This is a genomic window from Alistipes sp. AF48-12, assembly GCF_003477565.1.
Lineage (GTDB): Bacteria > Bacteroidota > Bacteroidia > Bacteroidales > Rikenellaceae > Alistipes_A > Alistipes_A hominis.
Genome location: NZ_QUDJ01000001.1, coordinates 175,934 through 195,378 on the forward strand (window position 1 = coordinate 175,934; position 19,445 = coordinate 195,378).

Annotated in this window: 11 protein-coding genes and 3 pseudogenes; 12 read left to right on the forward strand and 2 right to left on the reverse strand. The window is 55.4% G+C overall.

The features are described from left to right. Position 1: 1 nt before the first annotated feature. From DW082_RS00815 to DW082_RS00865, 11 genes and pseudogenes are all read left to right on the forward strand, one after another. A complete protein-coding gene (locus tag DW082_RS00815) occupies positions 2 to 1,171 on the forward strand; it encodes an acyltransferase family protein (RefSeq protein ID WP_101572180.1) in 1,170 nt (389 codons plus the stop codon). After that, a pseudogene (locus DW082_RS00820) lies at positions 1,168 to 2,009 on the forward strand (ATPase). Before DW082_RS00815 ends, DW082_RS00820 begins: the two are co-directional and overlap by 4 nt. Before the next feature lie 9 nt (positions 2,010 to 2,018). Beyond that, a complete protein-coding gene (gene murQ, locus DW082_RS00825; RefSeq protein WP_055205729.1) occupies positions 2,019 to 2,840 on the forward strand; it encodes an N-acetylmuramic acid 6-phosphate etherase in 822 nt (273 codons plus the stop codon). A 145-nt stretch (positions 2,841 to 2,985) separates the two neighbouring features. Continuing rightward, the gene (gene surE / locus DW082_RS00830) at positions 2,986 to 3,765 is read left to right on the forward strand and encodes a 5'/3'-nucleotidase SurE (protein ID WP_055205814.1); all 780 of its coding nucleotides are present in this window, start codon (positions 2,986 to 2,988) and stop codon (positions 3,763 to 3,765) included. A gap of 539 nt (positions 3,766 to 4,304) precedes the next feature. Continuing rightward, positions 4,305 to 5,503: pseudogene (locus tag DW082_RS00835) on the forward strand (efflux RND transporter periplasmic adaptor subunit). A gap of 38 nt (positions 5,504 to 5,541) precedes the next feature. Beyond that, positions 5,542 to 8,718: an efflux RND transporter permease subunit gene (locus DW082_RS00840; RefSeq protein WP_101572176.1), complete on the forward strand. Its 3,177-nt coding sequence runs from the start codon at positions 5,542 to 5,544 to the stop codon at positions 8,716 to 8,718. A gap of 5 nt (positions 8,719 to 8,723) precedes the next feature. Next, a pseudogene (locus DW082_RS00845) lies at positions 8,724 to 10,108 on the forward strand (TolC family protein). An 18-nt stretch (positions 10,109 to 10,126) separates the two neighbouring features. Continuing rightward, a complete protein-coding gene (gene lpxA, locus DW082_RS00850) occupies positions 10,127 to 10,909 on the forward strand; it encodes an acyl-ACP--UDP-N-acetylglucosamine O-acyltransferase (protein ID WP_101572172.1) in 783 nt (260 codons plus the stop codon). Between the two features lie 239 nt (positions 10,910 to 11,148). Next, positions 11,149 to 11,865 (forward strand): SIMPL domain-containing protein, encoded by a 717-nt coding sequence (locus DW082_RS00855; protein WP_055205724.1) that lies wholly within the window; start codon positions 11,149 to 11,151, stop codon positions 11,863 to 11,865. 76 nt (positions 11,866 to 11,941) lie between these two features. Next, positions 11,942 to 13,195, forward strand: coding sequence for a Gfo/Idh/MocA family oxidoreductase (locus tag DW082_RS00860; protein ID WP_055205723.1), 1,254 nt, complete (start codon positions 11,942 to 11,944; stop codon positions 13,193 to 13,195). A 27-nt stretch (positions 13,196 to 13,222) separates the two neighbouring features. Continuing rightward, positions 13,223 to 16,642 carry a DUF1080 domain-containing protein gene (locus DW082_RS00865; RefSeq protein WP_118456970.1) on the forward strand — a complete coding sequence of 1,140 codons (3,420 nt, stop codon included), beginning with the start codon at positions 13,223 to 13,225 and terminating at the stop codon, positions 16,640 to 16,642. Between the two features lie 103 nt (positions 16,643 to 16,745). On the opposite strand, the gene smpB is transcribed toward DW082_RS00865, so the two are convergent. Together smpB and DW082_RS00875 are read right to left on the reverse strand one after the other, a co-directional pair. Then, a complete protein-coding gene (gene smpB, locus DW082_RS00870; RefSeq protein ID WP_055205722.1) occupies positions 16,746 to 17,201 on the reverse strand; it encodes an SsrA-binding protein SmpB in 456 nt (151 codons plus the stop codon). Positions 17,202 to 17,207: 6 nt separating this feature from the next. Further along, a complete protein-coding gene (locus DW082_RS00875) occupies positions 17,208 to 17,897 on the reverse strand; it encodes a DUF4290 domain-containing protein (RefSeq protein ID WP_101572170.1) in 690 nt (229 codons plus the stop codon). A gap of 271 nt (positions 17,898 to 18,168) precedes the next feature. Here DW082_RS00875 and DW082_RS00880 point away from each other — a divergent pair, with 271 nt between their 5' ends. Further along, positions 18,169 to 19,380 carry a sigma-54 dependent transcriptional regulator gene (locus tag DW082_RS00880; RefSeq protein WP_101572168.1) on the forward strand — a complete coding sequence of 404 codons (1,212 nt, stop codon included), beginning with the start codon at positions 18,169 to 18,171 and terminating at the stop codon, positions 19,378 to 19,380. Positions 19,381 to 19,445 lie beyond the last annotated feature (65 nt).

Genomic DNA, 19,445 nt, shown 5'->3' on the forward strand with positions numbered 1-19,445 from the left:
AATGAACGCCGCTGAAAACAAACGCCTGCTGGCCCTCGATATCCTGCGCGGGATCACGATCGCAGGGATGATCCTGGTCAACAACCCGGGCAGTTGGAGCGCGATCTACGCCCCGCTGGAACACGCCTCGTGGAACGGACTGACGCCGACCGACCTGGTCTTTCCGTTTTTCATGTTCATCATGGGGGCATCGACCTACTTGTCGCTGAAAAAATTCGATTTCCGGTGCAGCCGCGCCACGGTCCGGAAAATCTTGCGGCGAGTACTGGTGATCTTCCTGATAGGCGTCGGGATCGGGTGGTTCTCAAGATTCTGCGGCACGTTCAACGCGCTGTCGGACGAAGGAGTTCCGTTTTGGGAACGGATCGGACGTTCGTGCTGGACGTTCGACCGGATGCGGATCCTCGGCGTGATGCAACGCCTGGCGCTGAGTTACGGCGCGGCGGCGCTGATCGCCGTAACGGTTCGCCACCGGCGCATCCCGTGGATCGCCGCGGGACTGCTCGCCGGTTATTTCGCGATCCTGCTATCGGGACACGGATTCGAAATTTCCGAACAAAACGTCGTCGGCATCGTCGACCGAGCAATACTCGGCCCGGCGCACATGTACCGTCAGGGCGATCTCGCCTTCGACCCGGAAGGATTGCTGAGTACGATCCCGTCGATCGCCCACGTGCTGATCGGATTCTGCTGCGGAGGACTGCTCGTCGGCGCACGGAACCTGACGGATAAAATCCAAAACCTGTTCCTCGTCGGATCGGCGCTGATGCTGTGCGGCTGGCTGCTGAGCTACGGCTGTCCGATCAACAAGAAAATCTGGTCGCCCACGTTCGTACTGGTCACCTGCGGCATGGCCTCGTCGCTGCTGGCGCTGTTGATCTGGACGATCGATGTCAAAGGTTACAGGCGCTGGAGCCGTTTTTTCGAATCGTTCGGCATCAATCCGCTGTTTCTGTACGTCTCGGCGGCCGTGCTCTCGATCCTGCTGAACAACATTCGCCTGCCGCACGGAAACGGCCTGCTGAGCCTGCACGGGTTCGCCTACTCGCTGTGCCTGAAACCCGCGCTGGGCGACTACTTCGGTTCGCTGGTCTACGCGCTGCTGTTCGTCGCGCTGAACTGGGGAATCGGTTATACGTTGTATAAACGGAAAATCTACATCAAAATATGATACTGCTTGCAGACAGTGGCTCGACCAAAACGGACTGGTGCGTGGCCGACGGTGCCGCGGAAATATGCCGGATCGCCACCCACGGAACCAACCCGTTTTTCCAGAGCGCCGACGAAATCGCCCGGGAAGTGGACGGCGGCCTGCTCCCGCAGCTTGGAAATCGTCCGATCGAACAGATCCGCTTTTACGGAGCCGGCTGCGCTTTCCCCGATAAGATCGCCGTGATCCGCGACGTCCTGGCCGCCCGTTTCACGGCGGCGGACATCGAAGTGGGCAGCGACATGCTGGCAGCCGCCCGCGCGCTGTGCGGCCGCAACGCCGGCATCGCCTGTATCCTCGGAACCGGCTCGAACTCCTGCCTGTACGACGGAACCGAAATTACGGCCAACGTCTCGCCGCTCGGATTCATCCTCGGCGACGAAGGCAGCGGGGCCGTTCTCGGCCGGACGCTGGTCGGCGATTGCCTGAAAACCAGCTCCCGACAGGACTCAGAGAGAAATTTCTCTCGCGTTTCGGCTTGACGCCGGCCGATATTCTCGAACGGATTTACAAAAAACCGTTCCCGAACCGTTTCCTCGCCGGCCTGTCGCCGTTTCTCGCGGAAAACCTCGACGTACCGGAAATCCGGGCGCTGGTCAAAAACGGTTTCGCGAGCTTCCTGCGCCGGAACGTACTGCAATACCCCGACTGCCGCGAGCTTCCCGTGCATTTCACCGGATCGGTCGCCTATTATTATAAGGAGATCTTGGAAGAGACCGCCGTCGAATCCGGTCTGCGGATCGGGTCGATCGTCCGCACGCCGATGGAAGGACTCGTCCGTTACCATGCGAATCAATAACGATAACATATGACTTTCGTAAAAATTACCGAACAGGCATCGCTGCACGACAACCTGGAACAAAAATCCGTCCGCGAGCTGCTGGAAGAGATCAACGAAGAAGACCGGAAAGTCCCGGAAGCAGTCGGCAAGGCGATCCCGCAGATCGAAAAACTGGTAACCGCCATCGTCGAGCGGATGCAGAAAGGAGGCCGCATCTTTTACCTGGGAGCCGGCACGAGCGGCCGGCTCGGCGTGCTGGACGCCTCGGAGATCCCGCCGACCTTCGGGATGCCGCCGACGCTGGTCGTCGGCCTGATCGCCGGCGGCGACACGGCGTTGCGGAATCCGGTGGAACACGCCGAAGACGATCCGCAGCGGGGCTGGCAAGAACTGCTGGAACGGAATATCTCGCCGCTCGACACGGTGATCGGTATCGCGGCATCGGGCACGACCCCGTACGTGATCGGGGCGCTGCACCGCGCCCGCGAACACGGCATCCTGACCGCCTGTATCTGTAGCAACCCGGACTCCCCGCTGGCCGCCGAAGCCGATATTCCGATCGAAATGATCGTCGGGCCGGAACTGGTCACCGGCAGTTCGCGGATGAAATCGGGAACCGGGCAGAAGCTGATCTGCAACATGATTACGACCGCCACGATGATCAAGCTGGGCCGCGTCAAAGGCAACCGGATGGTCAACATGCAACTGACCAACGACAAACTGGTAGACCGCGGAACGCGGATGGTCGCCGACGAACTGGGGCTCGGTTACGAACAGGCCAAACGCCTGCTGCTGCTGCACGGATCGGCCCGCAAAGCGATCGACGCCTACCGCGAATCGCAAAGCTGACCCGCCGGCAAAACACCCCGACAACCACGATCCCGGAAATCCGAAAATGTTGCGGACTTTCGGGATCGTCGCTTTCGGCCAAGTTGGTATTCGGCCCGTTTTTTCGTACCTTTGCAGTTTACGATTGAACGAATAGACAAAGCCTATGAATCATAAACCATTGATATTTATCACCAACGACGACGGAGTCCGCGCCAAAGGACTCCAAAAGCTGATCGAAACGGTCCGACCGCTGGGCCGGATCGTAGCGGTGGCCCCGGAAGAGGGGCAAAGCGGCATGTCGCACGCCATCACGATGACGCGCCCGCTGTACCTGAAAAAGGTGACCGAGCAGGAAGGCTTGACCATATACGGTTGCAACGGCACTCCGGTCGATTGCGTGAAGATCGCTTTCGACTACCTGCTGCAAAACGGCGAAACTCCGGATCTGGTGCTGTCAGGCATCAACCACGGCGCCAACTCGGCCGTTAACGTCCTCTATTCCGGAACGATGGGAGCCGCCATCGAAGGCAGTTTCTACAACATTCCGTCGATCGGCTTCTCGCTGCTCGACCACGACGAGGACGCCGACTTCGGCACCGTGCAGCAGTACATCCTGCCGATCGTGCGAAAAGCCATGACCGAAAACCTCGGACGCCCGTTGTGCCTGAACGTCAACGTACCGAACCTGCCGGCCGAACAAATCCGCGGGATCATGCCCTGCCGCCAGAACCGGGGCTATTGGCGGGAAGTGTTCGAACGCCGCCAGGATCCGCGCGGACACGACTATTACTGGCTCTGCGGTTATTTCGAAAATACCGAGCCCGAAGCGACCGACACGGACGAATGGGCGCTCAAAAACGGGTACGTATCGGTCGTTCCGATCCAGGTGGATCTGACCAATTACGAACAACTGGGGCAGTTAAAAGAGCTGAAATTCGAGTAAAAACAGCTTCCTTACCGCCGTTTCGACCCGTTTTCGGATATCGAGACCCGGTTAAAAACCCGACTAAATTGACCGATCGGGTAAAAAACTTTCAAAAACTGGAAAACTATTTTTGTTTTTCCAGTTTTCTTATTTACATTTGCGACCTGTACAATGCGGTAAAATCGGATTGTGAAAAAATGCCGTAAAAATGGTCGAATCCACATAAAACCGGCATCATACGGGCAATTTATCCGGTGAAAACACGTTAAGAAAAACGAAATAACGTATTATCCGGAGTAAAAAGACTTTACCGAATGCACGGATTAGATTATCGAACGAATATTTGTACTTTTGTCTGTCGGATTTTCGTCGGCAATTCATCCGTTCGTTCGACGTAGGCAAGAAAACATGGTGAAAAATATGGATAGCGGAAAAAACGAAAAAACATGAGCAGAACACGGAACGGGTCGTACCTCATGCAGGCGCACGACAATGGGGAATGCGGTTCCCCCGCACACTACGACATTCGAAAAATAACAAACAAATAGTTAAAGAATATGAAAATTCGAAAATCAATGCTTATTCAGTCTCAACGGTTTTTCTTATTAACCGCATTGGGCGCGACTTTCTTTTCGTGCGGCACGAAACAGCAGGCCGGAATGATGGGCGGCGTACCGGAATACGCCACCATAACGCTCGAGCCGACTTCGATCGAACTGAACAATACCTACCCGGCAGCCGCTATCCGCGGACGCCAGGATATCGAAATCCGCCCGAACGTCAGCGGATTCATCACCAAACTGTGCGTAGACGAAGGCGCGACCGTTAAAAAAGGCCAAACGCTGTTCATCATCGACCCGGTACAATTCGAGGAGGCCGTCAAAGTGGCCGAAGCAAACGTAAACGTAGCCAAGGCAGCCGTAGCGACGGCCCAGTTGACCGCCGACAACAAACGCGAACTGGCCCGCAAAAATATCATCAGCGAGTACGACCTGCAAATGGCCGAAAATACCCTCGCATCGCAGAAAGCGGCCCTCGCACAAGCCGAAGCGCAATTGACCAACGCGAAGAATAACCTCTCTTATACGCAGGTGACCAGCCCGTCAAACGGAGTGGTCGGCGAAATTCCGTACCGTGTCGGAAGTCTCGTAAGTCCGAGCATGGCCACCCCGCTGACCACCGTAGCGGACAATTCGGAAATGTACGTCTACTTCTCGCTGAACGAAAAAGAACTGCTGAAGATGACGACCGACGGATCGCTGAAGAAGATGCCGGAAGTGCAACTGCAGCTCGTCGACGGCTCGATCTACCCGGAAAAGGGCACCGTCGAAACGCTGAGCGGCGTGATCGACCAGACCGCCGGCGGAGCCGCGTACGCGCCACATTCAAAAATCCGAACCAGGTATTGCGCAGCGGCGGATCGGGCAACATCCTGATTCCGGAAAAACTCGATTCGACGATCGTGATTCCGCAGAGCGCAACGGTCGAAGCCCAGGATAAGATCTTCGCATTCGTCGTAACGGACAGTTCGACGGTAAACCAGACGATGATTCAGGTATTGCCGATCAATAACGGCCAGCAGTATGTCGTAACCGGAGGTCTGAACCCCGGCGACCGGATCGTCGTAGAGGGCGTAGGCTTTATCAAGAACGGTATGCCGATCAAACCGATCACCCCGGAAGAGGCAGCCGCCAAAATGCAACAGGCGACTCAACAGGCAGCCGCTGCCGCAGCAGCCAAAGGTGCAGCAAAATAAACGCCCGGGGAATGAATTTCGCATAAAAAAGCAGAATTATGAAATTAGACAGATTTATAAAACGCCCGGTACTATCCACGGTGATCTCGATTCTTATCGTGATATTGGGTGTGCTGGGATTGGTTTCGCTGCCGGTAACTCAATATCCGGATATCGCGCCGCCGACCGTGCACGTCAGCACGTCGTACACCGGCGCCAACGCCCAAACCGTACTGAACAGTGTGATCGCACCGCTCGAGGAGCAGATCAACGGCGTGGAGAACATGATGTACATGACCTCCACCGCTACTAATACCGGCGATGCGAGCATCGACGTATATTTCAAACAGGGAACCGACCCCGACATGGCCGCGGTGAACGTGCAGAACCGCGTCGCCAAAGCCCAGGGTCTGCTGCCGTCCGAAGTTACGCAGGTCGGCGTGATCACCAGCAAGCGGCAGACCAGTATGCTGCTGGTCGGCACGGTTTTCAGTCCGAACGACGAATACGACCAGAACTTTCTGAAAAACTATGCTCAGATCAACCTGGTTCCCCAGATTCAGCGCGTACCCGGCGTGGGCGACGTGATGATGATGGGCGCCGATTATTCAATGCGTATCTGGCTGAAACCGGATGTGATGGCGCAGTACATGCTGATGCCGACGGACGTTATCAGCGCACTCGCCGAACAGAACATCGAGGCCGCGCCCGGACAGTTCGGCGAAAGCGGCGACCAGTCTTTCCAATATATCATGCGGTACAAGGGACGCCTGGCTACGCCCGAAGAGTTCGAAGATATCGTAATCCGGGCGACCCCGGACGGCAAGGTACTGAGACTCGGCGAAATCGCCCGTGTCGAACTGGGCGGACTTTCGTATGCATTCTCGACCCGTTCGAATGCCCATCCGGGTACCTCGTTCATCATTTACCAGACCGCAGGCTCGAATGCTACGCAGATTATCAACGACGTTAAAAAAATCCTCGAGCAGTCCGCCAAGGATTTCCCTCCGGGAGTGGACTACGAAATCATGATGGATACGAACGATTTCCTGTTCGCCTCCATCAATGAAGTGCTCAAAACGCTGATCGAAGCATTTATTCTGGTGTTCCTCGTGGTGTTCATCTTCCTGCAGGACTTCCGCTCGACGCTGATCCCGGCGATCGCGATCCCGGTAGCTTTGATCGGTACGTTCTTCGTCCTGTACCTGATCGGATTCAGCGTGAACCTGTTGACGCTTTGCGCCCTCGTGCTGGCGATCGCCATCGTGGTCGATGATGCCATCGTGGTCGTCGAGGCGGTGCATGCCAAACTGGATCAGGGTTATAAATCGCCGTTGAAAGCGTCTATCGACGCGATGAGCGAAATTTCGGGAGCTATCGTGTCGATCACCCTCGTGATGATGGCCGTGTTCATTCCGGTAAGCTTCATCACCGGTACGTCGGGTACGTTCTACCGCCAGTTCGGTCTGACGATGGCCATCGCCATCGGCCTGTCCGCCATCAACGCGCTGACGCTGAGTCCTGCGCTGTGCGCCATGTTCCTGAAACCGCACCAGAAAGAGGAAGAGGGACAGAAAAAACTGAGCCCGATCAAACGGTTCCATAAAGCCTTCAACGTCGCTTACGACGTCACGCTGACCAAGTACAAAAAAGGCGTCAACCTGTTCATCAAACGGAAATGGCTCGCTTTCGGCCTGGTCATCGCTTCGGTGGTCGTTCTGCTCGGCCTGATGAAAATCACTCCGACGGGTATGGTGCCGAACGAAGATACCGGTACTTTCTTCGTCGCCGTGAGTATGCCGCCGGCAACTTCGCTGGAAAAGACACAAGCCGCCATGGCTCGGATAGACAGTCTGCTCGCAGCCACCCCGGGTCTGAAAAGCCGTACCGAAATCGCCGGATACAGTTTCATGGCCGGACAGGGTAGCGCCTACGGTACGTTTATCTGTAAACTCAAGCCGTGGGAAGAACGTACCAAGGAACAGAACGTCGATGCGATCATGGGTATGCTGACCATGCAGACGCGCAACCTGATCAAAGACGCCCAGGTATTTATCTTCGCTCCGCCGATGATCTCGGGTTACAGCGCCTCGAACGGTTTCGAAGTGAACCTGCAGGATAAAACGGGCGGCGACATCAACACGTTCTTCAACATCTCGCAGCAGTTCATCGGCAAGCTGAACCAACGTCCGGAGATCGCAATGGCCTACAGCGCGTTCAACCCGTTCTACCCGCAGTATATGGTCGATATCGACGTAGCCAAATGTAAACAGGCCGGCCTGAGTCCGCAAACGCTGCTCGCCGCCCTGCAAGGCTATTACGGTAGTATCTACGCGTCGAACTTCAACCGTTTCGGCCGCCTGTACCGCGTAATGATCCAGTCCGACGCCGAACTGCGCGTCAATCCGGAAACGCTGAACAGCATCAAGGTGCGCAACGGCAACGAAATGGCGCCGATCACCCAGTTCATTACGCTCAAACGGGTGTACGGCCCGGACAACATCTCGCGTTTCAACATGTTTACCTCGATCAAGGTGAACGGAAACCCGAAACCCGGATACAGTTCGGGACAGGCTATTCAGGCCATCCAGGAAGTCGCCAACGAAACGCTGCCTTCCGGTTACGGATTCGAGTATTCCGGTATGACGCGCGAGGAACAGCAGAGCAGCGGAAGCACCACGGCCATTATCTTTATCCTGTGTCTGGTCTTCGTCTACCTGCTGCTGAGCGCCCAGTACGAAAGTTACATCCTTCCGCTGGTCGTAATCCTTTCGATCCCGGCCGGTCTGATGGGTAGCTTCATCTTCGCGCAATTCATGGGCGTCGAGAACAACATCTACATGCAGATCGCCCTGATCATGCTGATCGGTCTGTTGGCCAAGAACGCCATCCTGATTACCGAGTTCGCCCTCGAACGACGCCAATCCGGTATGAGCATCGTCTCGGCAGCCGTACTCGGAGCGTCGGCCCGTTTGCGCCCGATCCTGATGACCTCGCTGGCCATGGTGATCGGCCTGTTGCCGCTGATGTTCGCCAGCGGCGTAGGAGCCAACGGCAACAGCACGCTGGGAACCGGCGCCATCGGCGGTATGTTGATCGGTATGATCTGCCAGATCTTCGTCGTACCGGCGCTGTTCGTCGCCTTCCAGCATCTGCAGGAACGGTTCAAGCCGCTGCACTGGGACGATACCGACAACACCGAAATCGAAGCAGAAATCGAACAATACACGAAATAACGGAGATGAAAAAACAACAGTTCATATATATCGTATGCCTTGCAGCGCTGGTAAGCGGCTGCAACATATACAAGCCTTACAGCCGGCCCGAAATGGACACGAAAGGGTTGTACCGCGATCCCGTCTCGGCAACCGACACGCTGGTTTCGGATACGACCAACATGGGCGACCTGCCGTGGCGCGAAGTATTCACCGATCCGCAGCTCCAGTCCCTGATCCAATTGGGGCTGGAACAGAACACCGACCTGCAGACGGCCATCCTGAAAGTTCAGGAGGCCGAAGCGGGCCTGATGTCGGCGCGCCTGGCCTACACGCCTTCGCTGAACCTGGCCCCCCAGGGCGGCCTGAGCTGGTATGAAAATCACAGGCGGACGTGGACATGGAGCGCCCCGATCGCCGCCAGCTGGGAAATCGACATTTTCGGCAAACTGCTGAACGCCAAACGGGGAGCGAAAGCCGCCGTCCTGCAGAGCCAAGCCTACAAGCAAGCCGTCCAAACCCAAGTGATCGCCGCCGTAGCGAACTACTACTACACGCTGCTGATGCTCGACGAACAGCTCGCCATCACCGAAAATACTTCGGTACTGTGGAAGAAGACCGTCGAGACGATGCGGGCGATGAAAGAGGCCGGCATGGTGAACGAAGCGGCCATCGTGCAGAGCGAAGCGAACAGCTACATGATCGAAGCGTCGATCCCGGAACTCAAACAGCAGATCCGCGAGATCGAGAACGCGCTGTCGCTGATCCTCAAAGAGGCTCCGCAGCAGATCGAACGGGGCAGCCTGAAATCGCAATCGTTCCCCGCGATGATGAACGCCGGCGTTCCGGTACAATTGTTGTCGAACCGTCCGGACGTCAAGGCGGCCGAGATGGCGTTCGCCGGCACGTTCTACAACACGAACGCCGCCCGGTCGGCTTTCTACCGTCGCTGTCGATCTCGGGAAACTTCGGATGGACGAACCAACTGGGTAGCATGGTGGCGAACCCGGGCAAAATGATCGCATCGGCCCTCGGCTCGCTGACGCAGCCTCTCTTCAACAAAGGCGCCAATACGGCCCGGCTGCGGATCGCAAAGGCCCAGCAGCAGGAAGCGCTGCTGAGTTTCCAGCAGGCAATCCTGAATGCCGGCAGCGAGGTCAGCAACGCGCTGTGCCAGTACCAGTCGGCCGAAGACAAAATCGTTCAGCGGAAAAAACAGATCAATTCCCTGGAAAAATCGGTCGAATATACGCAGGAATTATTAACTTTAGGAACTTCCACCTACCTGGAAGTGCTTACGGCGCAGCAATCGCTCCTCAGCGCTCAGCTGTCGAACGTATCCGACCAGTTCGATCGCATACAGGCCATCGTCAACCTGTACAACGCATTGGGCGGAGGACGCAACGAATAACGATAAAAACACAGCGATATGATCAGTCCATTAGCTCATGTAGACCCCAGTGCGAAAATCGGGAAGAACGTGACCGTCTACCCGTTCGCATACATCGATAAGAATGTCGAAATCGGCGACAACTGTACGATCATGCCTTACGCCAGCGTGCTGGACGGCACCCGGATGGGAACCGGCAACACCGTTTACCAAAGCGCCATCCTGGGCGCCGCCCCGCAGGACTTCAAGTTCAAGGGGGAGGATACCATCCTGGTAATCGGCAACGACAACACGATCCGTGAAAAAGCGATCGTCAACCGGGCTACCTATCCGGACGGCGTCACTTCGATCGGCGACGGGAACTTCCTGCTCGAAGGCGTTCACGTAGCGCACGATACGAAGATCGGCAACAAATGCATTCTCGGGAACGGAGCCAAGACCGCCGGCGAATGCGTCATCGACGACAAGGCGATCCTCGGCAGCGGCGTTATCCTCAAGCACGGCTGCCACATCGGCAGTTGGACGCTACTCCGGGACGGATGCCGGGCCAACAAGGACGTACCGCCCTTCATCGTAGCCGCGCACAACCCGATCGTTTATTATGGAGTGAACGCCGTACTGTTGTCTAAAGTCGGCGAAATTCAGGAAAATATCATCGACGACATCGCAAAGGCTTACCGCCAGATCTACCAATCCGGAACCAGCCTCGAAAACGCGCTGATCCAAATCAAGGAGACCATCCCGATGAGTCCCGAGATACAGTACATCATCGACTTCATCGAGAAATCGGATAAAGGAATCATTGGAATCGCCCAGTTGTAGGCTTCCTCCGTCATTCATAAAAAAGGCCCCTTTCGAGGGGTCTTTTTTATATTGCATCATTACATACTGATAAACAACCGACTACACAGAAGTCGGAACTTTATCCCGGAAAGCCTTGCTGTTTTTTGAAATCTTTTTATTAATTTTAAACTGTCGTATTAGGCTTCCCGTTTAACTGAAAATCCGCAACAAAAAAGGATTTGCATCCTGAATAAACAACAATACTAAAAGCTGCTATTATGGAAAAGACAAAAAGTTACCTGGTCGAATGCGCCCTGCTGGCGATCGGCCTGATCGTAGCGGGATGGATGCTGCGGAGCGGCATCGTACATTTCAAGGACAGCGAACGCGTCGTTTCCGTCAAAGGACTTTCGGAAAAAGAGGTCAAAGCCGACCGGGTGATCTGGCCGCTGGCCTACAAAGAAGTCGGAGACAATCTGATGACACTTTACAATACGCTCGAAACGAGCAATGCGAAAATCGTCGATTTCCTGAAGTCGAACGGCATCACGGACGACGAAATTACGATCGCCCCGGCGGAAATCATCGACATGGACGCCGAACGCTACGGCCCGCAAAGCGTCAAATACCGTTACAACGTAACCAGCGTGTTGACCGTTACGACCGATAAGGTGGATCTGGTGGTCAAACTGATGTCGCGCCAGAGCGACCTACTGAAACAGGGCGTAGCCATCACCGGCGGGGATTACCGTTTCACAACGCAGTTCCTGTACACTTCCACTGCGTTGAACGAGATCAAACCGAAAATGATCGAAGAAGCGACCGAGAACGCCCGCATCGCCGGCGAAAAATTCGCGCACGATTCGAAAAGCAAACTGGGAAAGATCAAATTTGCCAACCAGGGACAGTTCTCGATCTCCGACCGGGACGCCAATACGCCCTATATAAAGACGGTGCGCGTCGTAACGTCCGTCGATTATTACCTGAAAGACTAATAACGGGATGCGGAGGAAAAATCCCTCCGCATCGTTTACGCAATACTTAACTTAATCTTCAAAAAATACCAAACTTATGAAAAGAAGGGATTTCCTGAAAACGTTCGCAGGAATGGCCGCCCTGACCATCGTTCCCCGTCACGTACTCGGCGGAACGCGATACACGGCTCCGAGCGATCAGCTCACCAAGGGCATCATCGGCGTCGGCGGGATGGGACGCGGTCATTACGGCTACGCCGGCACCCGCCTGGTAGCCATTTGCGACGTGGACAAAAATCATCTGGCGGCCGGCGAGCAACTGGCCAGCGATAAACTGGCCACCTATTCCGACTACAGGAAACTGATCGAAGATCCGAACGTCGATATCGTACACATCGCCACCCCGCCGCACTGGCACGGGATCATGTCGGTCGACGCCGCCCGCGCCGGCAAGGACATCTGGTGCGAGAAACCGATGACGCGGACGATCGGCGAAGGCAAACGGGTGATGGAAGCGGTCAAACAGCACGGCAATATTTTCCGCCTCAACACATGGTTCCGCTTCACCGACACGTTCTACGGTATGAACACGACCGTCGACAAGATCAAAAAACTGGTCGACAGCGGTATGCTCGGATGGCCGTTGAAAGTGACGATCAGCAAGCATACCGGCTTCAACTGGAAATTTTTCTGGGTCGGCAACGAAAAACTCGAAGAACAGAAAGTCCCCGCCGAACTCGACTACGACATGTGGCTCGGCCCGGCTCCTTATAAACCCTACAACGCGCACCGCGTACACGAAACCTTCCGCGGATACTGGGACTACGACGCCGGCGGACTGGGCGATATGGGACAGCACTACATCGACCCGGTGCAATACCTGCTCGGTAAGGACGAAACCAGCCCGATCTCGGTCGAGATCGACGCGCCGCAGCAGCATCCCGACGCGGTGGGTACGTGGCGTAAAATCGAATATACTTACGACGACGGCTGCAAAATCATCCTGTACGGCGAAGACAACGGCAGTCCGAGCGATCCTTACATCGAGGGCCCGAACGGAAAAGTATACCCCAATTTCCAGTGCGACATTCCGGACTGGGAACGCAAACTGGCCGAATTTCCCGACCCGATGCCGCAGCAGACCGATTTCCTGCATTGCGTCAAGAACCGTCAGAAATTCGCCCTGAACGAACAGAACGGGTTCCGCTCGGCGACTATCGTCAATATGGGCGGCGTGGCGCTGCGTCTGGGACGTTCGCTGAAATTCGATCCCGAAAAGCTGCTGTTCGTCGATGACGATGCGGCCAACCGGCTGATCGACCAACCGATGCGCGCCCCCTGGGCCATTTAACGTCTAACCCGATTAACGATAATTATGATGAAAAAGATAGTTTTAGTTCTTTTTGCGTTGTTCGCGTTGGCCGGCAGCAACCTGTCTGCACAGACCAATCCGAACCGCACGTGGAAAACCAAAGTATCGGATGCGCTGGGTCTGATGCCGGCCCCGAACGAAGCCGAATACGACCGGTTGATGAACGATCTGGTTTCGACCGGAGCTGAGGGCGTGGACATGCTGGTATCCATGTTCGACGATACGAACAACGTTCCGGTCAGCTACGCGCTGTCCGGCTGGTCGGCCTTCGTTTCGGGCCCCGACCGTGAACAAGCGCGCAAAGAGTTCGTCAACGGGATTATCCGCGGACTGAAAAAAAGCAACGATGCCGAAATCAAGGCGTTCTACATCCGCCTGCTGCAACAATGCGGCAAAAAGGAGAGCGTCGACGTCCTGGCCGGTCTGATCGGCGATCAACGGCTGGGCGGCCCCGCGCTGACTGCGCTCGTTTCGAACGGAACGCCGGAAGCCGAAACGGCGATCGCCCAGGCGATCGTTGCCGGGACAGGCGATAAAAACGCGCTGGCTCAGGCCGCAGGCGACGCGGGCATCGACAACGAAGGCGTCGAAACGGCTCTGATCGCCTGGGTAGGCAACGATAAAAGCGCCGACAAGTCGATTTATTACGCCCTGTCGAAAATCGGTACGGCCGCATCGCTTCCCGTGCTGAGCGCCGCAGCCGCAAACGCTAACTACGACGGCGACGCGACGGACGCTTATATCTGCCTGATCGAAAAGCTGAAAGCAGACGGACAGGACAAACTGGCCGCTGCGGAAGCCGGTAAACTGTTGAAAAAAGCGGCAGCCGCCGGATCGGAACACGCCCGTATCGCAGCCACCGGAATCCTGCTGTCGCTACAGAAGAGTCCGGTCGCCTATGCGATGAAAGCGATGAAAGATCCCGCACGGGCTTACCGCAACAACGTGTTGCGATTCGCCGCTCCGTATGCGGACGACGCGTTCTACACCGAACTGGGCGCTACGCTCGGCAAACTGAAAGACAACGAAGCCAAAACCGACATTGTCAACTACCTCGGCAACCAGGGAGCGAAAACGGCGTTGCCGGCTATCCTGCCCTATCTGAAAGATGCGGATGCGGAACTTAGCGAAGCCGCTATGTGGGCAGCGACGCAGATCGGCGGATCGGAAGTTCCCGCCGCTCTGAGCGAAGTGATCCTGACGGCGACCGACAGCGAGCACGACCAGGCCCGAGCCAATACGGCTGCCCAATGCCTACTCGCCTACAAAGGGAACGTCAATCCGGTAGCGGCCGAGATCGTTCAAAAGAAAGGAGACGTCCGCGGAATCACGGTACTCGCCGCCCGCCGCGCGCAGGATCAGTCCGGCGTCGTTTTCGATGCGACCCGGAATGCCAATGCCGCCGTCGCACAGGCCGCTTATGCGGCGCTGCCCGCCGTAGCGTCGGCCAAAGACCTCCCCGCCCTGTACACGATGCTCGAAAAACAGCAGTCGGTCAACGACCAAAATACCGAAGCGATTCAGAACGCCATCGTCGCAGCGTTGCGCGAACTGACTCCCGACGAACAGGCCGGAGCGATCGGCGACCGCATCGCCAAAAGCGGAGCCAAGAAATCGCTGTACTACGCCGTTCTGGCGAAAGCAGGGCTGCCGGACGCAATGGAAACTATCTCGAAAGGCTTCGACAGCGGTTCGGCCGTCGACAAGGACAACGCGTTCTATGCGCTACTGAATATCAAGGGAATGGCCGCTGCCGACAAACTGGCCGAAATCGCGGCCGCCGACGATGCCGCCTATGCGGCCAAAGCGCTCGACGTGTACGTACAGCGGATCGCCGCATCGGACAAAACGCCCGAAAACAAGACGCTGCTGCTGTCCGACGTGCTGGATATAGCCGGATCGAACAAAGCCCTATCCGCCGCCGATGCGCGTAAGATCGAAACCAAAGCGCTTCAGGGACTCGAAAACAACAAGACGTTCCAGGGGATGATGCTTGCCGGAAAATACCTCGGCAACGCCGACGCGGACGTTTCTCAGGCCGCTGTGATGGCCGTAATCCGGACGGCTCTGGCCCACAAAGAATTCTACGGCCCGGCCGTTACCGAACTACTGAAAAAGGCTGTGGAACTGAACAAAGACAAGGACAGCAATTACCAGCGCGAAGAGGTGCAAAAACACCTGGCTTCGCTGCCGGCGACGGGCGGTTTCGTCTCGATGTTCAACGGCAAAGACCTGACCGGGTGGAAAGGGCTTGTCGAAAACCCGATCGCCCGCGCCAAGATGAAACCGGCGGAACTGGCCAAGAAACAGGCCGCCGCAGACGAAACGATGCGCAAGGACTGGGTAGTGAACAACGGACTGATGGAATACGTCGGACACGGATTCGACAACATCTGCACCGAAAAACAATACGGCGATTTCGAAATGTACGTCGATTGGAAACTCTATGCCGAAGGTAGCGAGGCCGATGCGGGCATTTACCTGCGCGGTACGCCGCAGGTGCAGATCTGGGATACGGCGCGCCGTAACGTGGGCGCCGAAGTCGGTTCCGGCGGACTCTACAACAACCAGGTCAATCCGAGCAAGCCGTCCAAAGTGGCCGACAATAAGTTGGGAACTTGGAATACATTCTACATCAAGATGGTAGGCGACCGCGTCACCGTACTGCTGAACGGCGAGAAGGTAGTCGACAACGTGATCCTCGAAAACTTCTGGGACCGCAGCCAGGCGATCTTCCCGATCGAACAGATCGAACTGCAGGCGCACGGCACCAAAACCGCTTTCCGCAACCTCTACATCAACGAACTGCCGCAGGTGAAACCGACCGAACTGTCCGCCGAAGAGAAAGCCGAAGGTTTCAAACTGCTGTACGACGGCACGAACATGCACGGTTGGACGGGTAATACGCGCGATTATGTCTCCGAAGACGGAGCGATCGTGCTCTATCCGGGCAACGGCGGCGGCGGCAACCTATATACGGTCGACGAGTACAAAGACTTCGTCTTCCGCTTCGACTTCATGCTGACCGAAGGCGCGAACAACGGGATCGGAATCCGGGCCCCGCTCGAAGGCGATGCCGCTTATGTCGGCATGGAGATTCAGGTGCTCGACAACGAATCCCCGATTTACAGCCAGCTCGAGAAATACCAGTATCACGGTTCGGTGTACGGCGTTATTCCGGCCAAACGCGGTTTCCTGAAACCGGTCGGCGAATGGAACAGCGAAGAGATCCGAATCAAGGGCAACGACATCCGCGTTACGCTGAACGGCGAAGTGATCCTCGAAGGCAACATCGCCGAAGCCAGCAAGAACGGAACGATCGACCACAAGGATCACCCGGGCCTGAAAAACGAAAAGGGCCATATCGGATTCCTCGGTCACGGCTCCCTGGTCAAATTCAAAAACATCCGGGTCAAGGAGTTGTAAAAAAACGTTCAGCGGAATGGCTCCGATCTATTTACGCTGAACGAATAAAAAACAGCGGTTCGCTATCTCAAGCGAACCGCTGTTTTTTCTATCCGTTTACGAATTACTTCCGGAATACGCGCTCCAACTCCCGACGAGCGTCTTTCTCCTTGATGTACTCCCGCTTGTCGTAGCTCTTACGACCGCGTCCCAAGCCGATCTGCAATTTTGCCAGCCCCTTGTCGTTGATAAAAAGCTTCAATCCTACGATCGTCAGCCCCTTGTCCTGCAACGCGCGCTCCAACTTGGCCAGTTCTCGGCGTTGCAGCAACAATTTGCGGTCGCGTTTGGGCATGTGATTGTTGTAGCTGCCCCAATGGTATTCCGAAATGTTCATCCCCCGGACGAACAATTCATGGTCGTTGAAATAACAATAGCAGTCGGTCAGCGAAGCTTTTCCCAGCCGCAGCGACTTGATCTCCGTACCCGACAAAACGATACCCGCAACATAGGTGTCGAGCATCTCGTAATCGTAAGTCGCCCGCTTATTTTTAATGGATATGTTTTTCCCGTCGTTCATGGCCGGTTATTTTCCGTATTGCGATTTTCCGGTACGGCGTTTGCCTCCCTGTTTATTGTTGCCCGCATGACCGTTCGTTTTCCCAGCGGAATGATTTCCCGTCTGAAAATTCTTGCGTGAACGATTGTTCATTCGGGGCTGTTTATAGTCGTTTCGGAGATTATTTAATGCAACTTCATCGATCGTTACCCCATTATCGGACATCGAGCGTATATCTTTCATGATGATCTCATTGCTCGGGTGTTCCTGGTTGTATTCGAACGACTTAGCCCGCATATACTTCGCTATATTATTTACTATCAAAGTCTTCGCCTCCTCGTCGTCGATCGCTTTCAGAGCGGCGAGCGTCCGTTCTATATTTTTGCCGTAGTGCTTGCGGGCAATCTTCCCGCCCGGGTAAGCCATATGATCCGGCCTGGGGTTCAATATCTTAGCCGACGGGATCGGATAGGGCGAATCGACATCCAGCTTAAAATCGGACATGATGAACAGGTGATCCCACAACTTATGTTTGAAATCAGCCGTATCGCGCAGAGTCGGATTCAGGTTTCCCATCACCTCGATCACCGCGTGCGCCTGCTGGTTACGCAGATCTCGGTCATGTATAGACATCAGATAATCAACCATTTGATGCACATGCCTACCATACTCGGGCAGCATGAGTTTCTTCCTTTCGAAATTATAATTTTTATCCATAAAGAATTTTGTGGTCTCCACGACGAGCCGTTCCCGCAAGGATCTACGCTGTAAAACGAAAAATCTAAGAAAAAGTCTGAAAAAATGGTATTTTACGGTCGATATTCTCAGAATCCTGCTTCGGTCGATCCGGAATGCCGTGTTTTTTTTAAACGGGAGTATTTACTAACTTTCGGACAAAGCTACATGGTTTTTCCCAGAAAACCAAAACCACGCAGCAGAAAATATAGTAACACTCCCATCCTAGTATTTAATATTTTATAAAAAAGTTATGACAAACGTATTGGTAGTAGACAGCGAGCGGAGCATTCGCAACACGTTGAAAGAACGGCTCGAATATGAAGGCTTCCGCGTCGAAACCGCCGAAACGGGCAGCGAGGCGGCCGACAAAACCGAAAAATCAACCTATGACATCGTACTTTGCGACATCAATGTTCCCGACACGGGAGCGTTCGACCTGCTCGACAGCCTGCGGGCAAACGGAAAAAGCCTGCCTTTTATCATGCTGTCGTCGCAAAAAGGGACGGAACCCGTCGTCAATTCGATGCGTCACGGAGCATACGATTACATACTCAAACCGATCAATCTGAATAAATTACTCGAATCGATCCGATCGGCTACCGAACCTAAAAACCAAAATCATGCCACAACCGTCGCGGCGGCTTCTACGGAGACCGTAGCCCGGAAATCGTCAGCAGCTCCGGCATTGCGTGCGAACCGCGGCGCCACGGAACTGATCGGTTCCTCGCGCGCAATGGTTTCCGTCAAACGGCTGATCGAAAAAGTAGCTCCGTCCGATGCGCGGGTACTGATCAGCGGAGCCAACGGAACCGGCAAGGAGCTGGTCGCCCACCGGCTGCACGAACAGAGCCTGCGGGCCGGACAACCGTTCATCGAAGTCAACTGCGCCGCCATTCCGTCGGAGTTGATCGAAAGCGAACTTTTCGGGCACGAGAAGGGGTCGTTCACGTCGGCCAACAAACAGCACAAAGGCAAATTCGAACAGGCCGACGGAGGAACGCTTTTCCTCGACGAAATCGGCGACATGAGCCTTTCGGCGCAGGCCAAAGTATTGCGGGCCCTGCAGGAAAACCGGATCAGCCGGGTCGGAAGCGACAAGGACATCACCGTCAACGTGCGGGTCGTCGCGGCCACCAACAAAAACCTGTTGCACGAAATCGAAATGGGCAATTTCCGGGAAGACCTCTACCACCGGCTGAGCGTGATCATCATTCCGGTTCCGCCGTTGCGCGAACGCCGCGAGGACATTCCTTCGCTGGCCCATCACTTCGTCGAGAAAATATGCGCCGAATACGGCCAGAAACCCAAAGTCATCGAGAAAGATGCGCTCGCCGCACTGTCCCAGATGGAATGGAGCGGAAATATCCGGGAGCTCCGAAACGTGATCGAGCGACTGATCATCCTGTGCGACAACAACATAACGCTCGAAGACGTAAAGACCTACGCACAGGGAGTCCTTTAACCGATTTATTTCTTACAAAAAATTATTTATATCGTTTAAAAAAAGAAATAAATTCCGAAACCGAA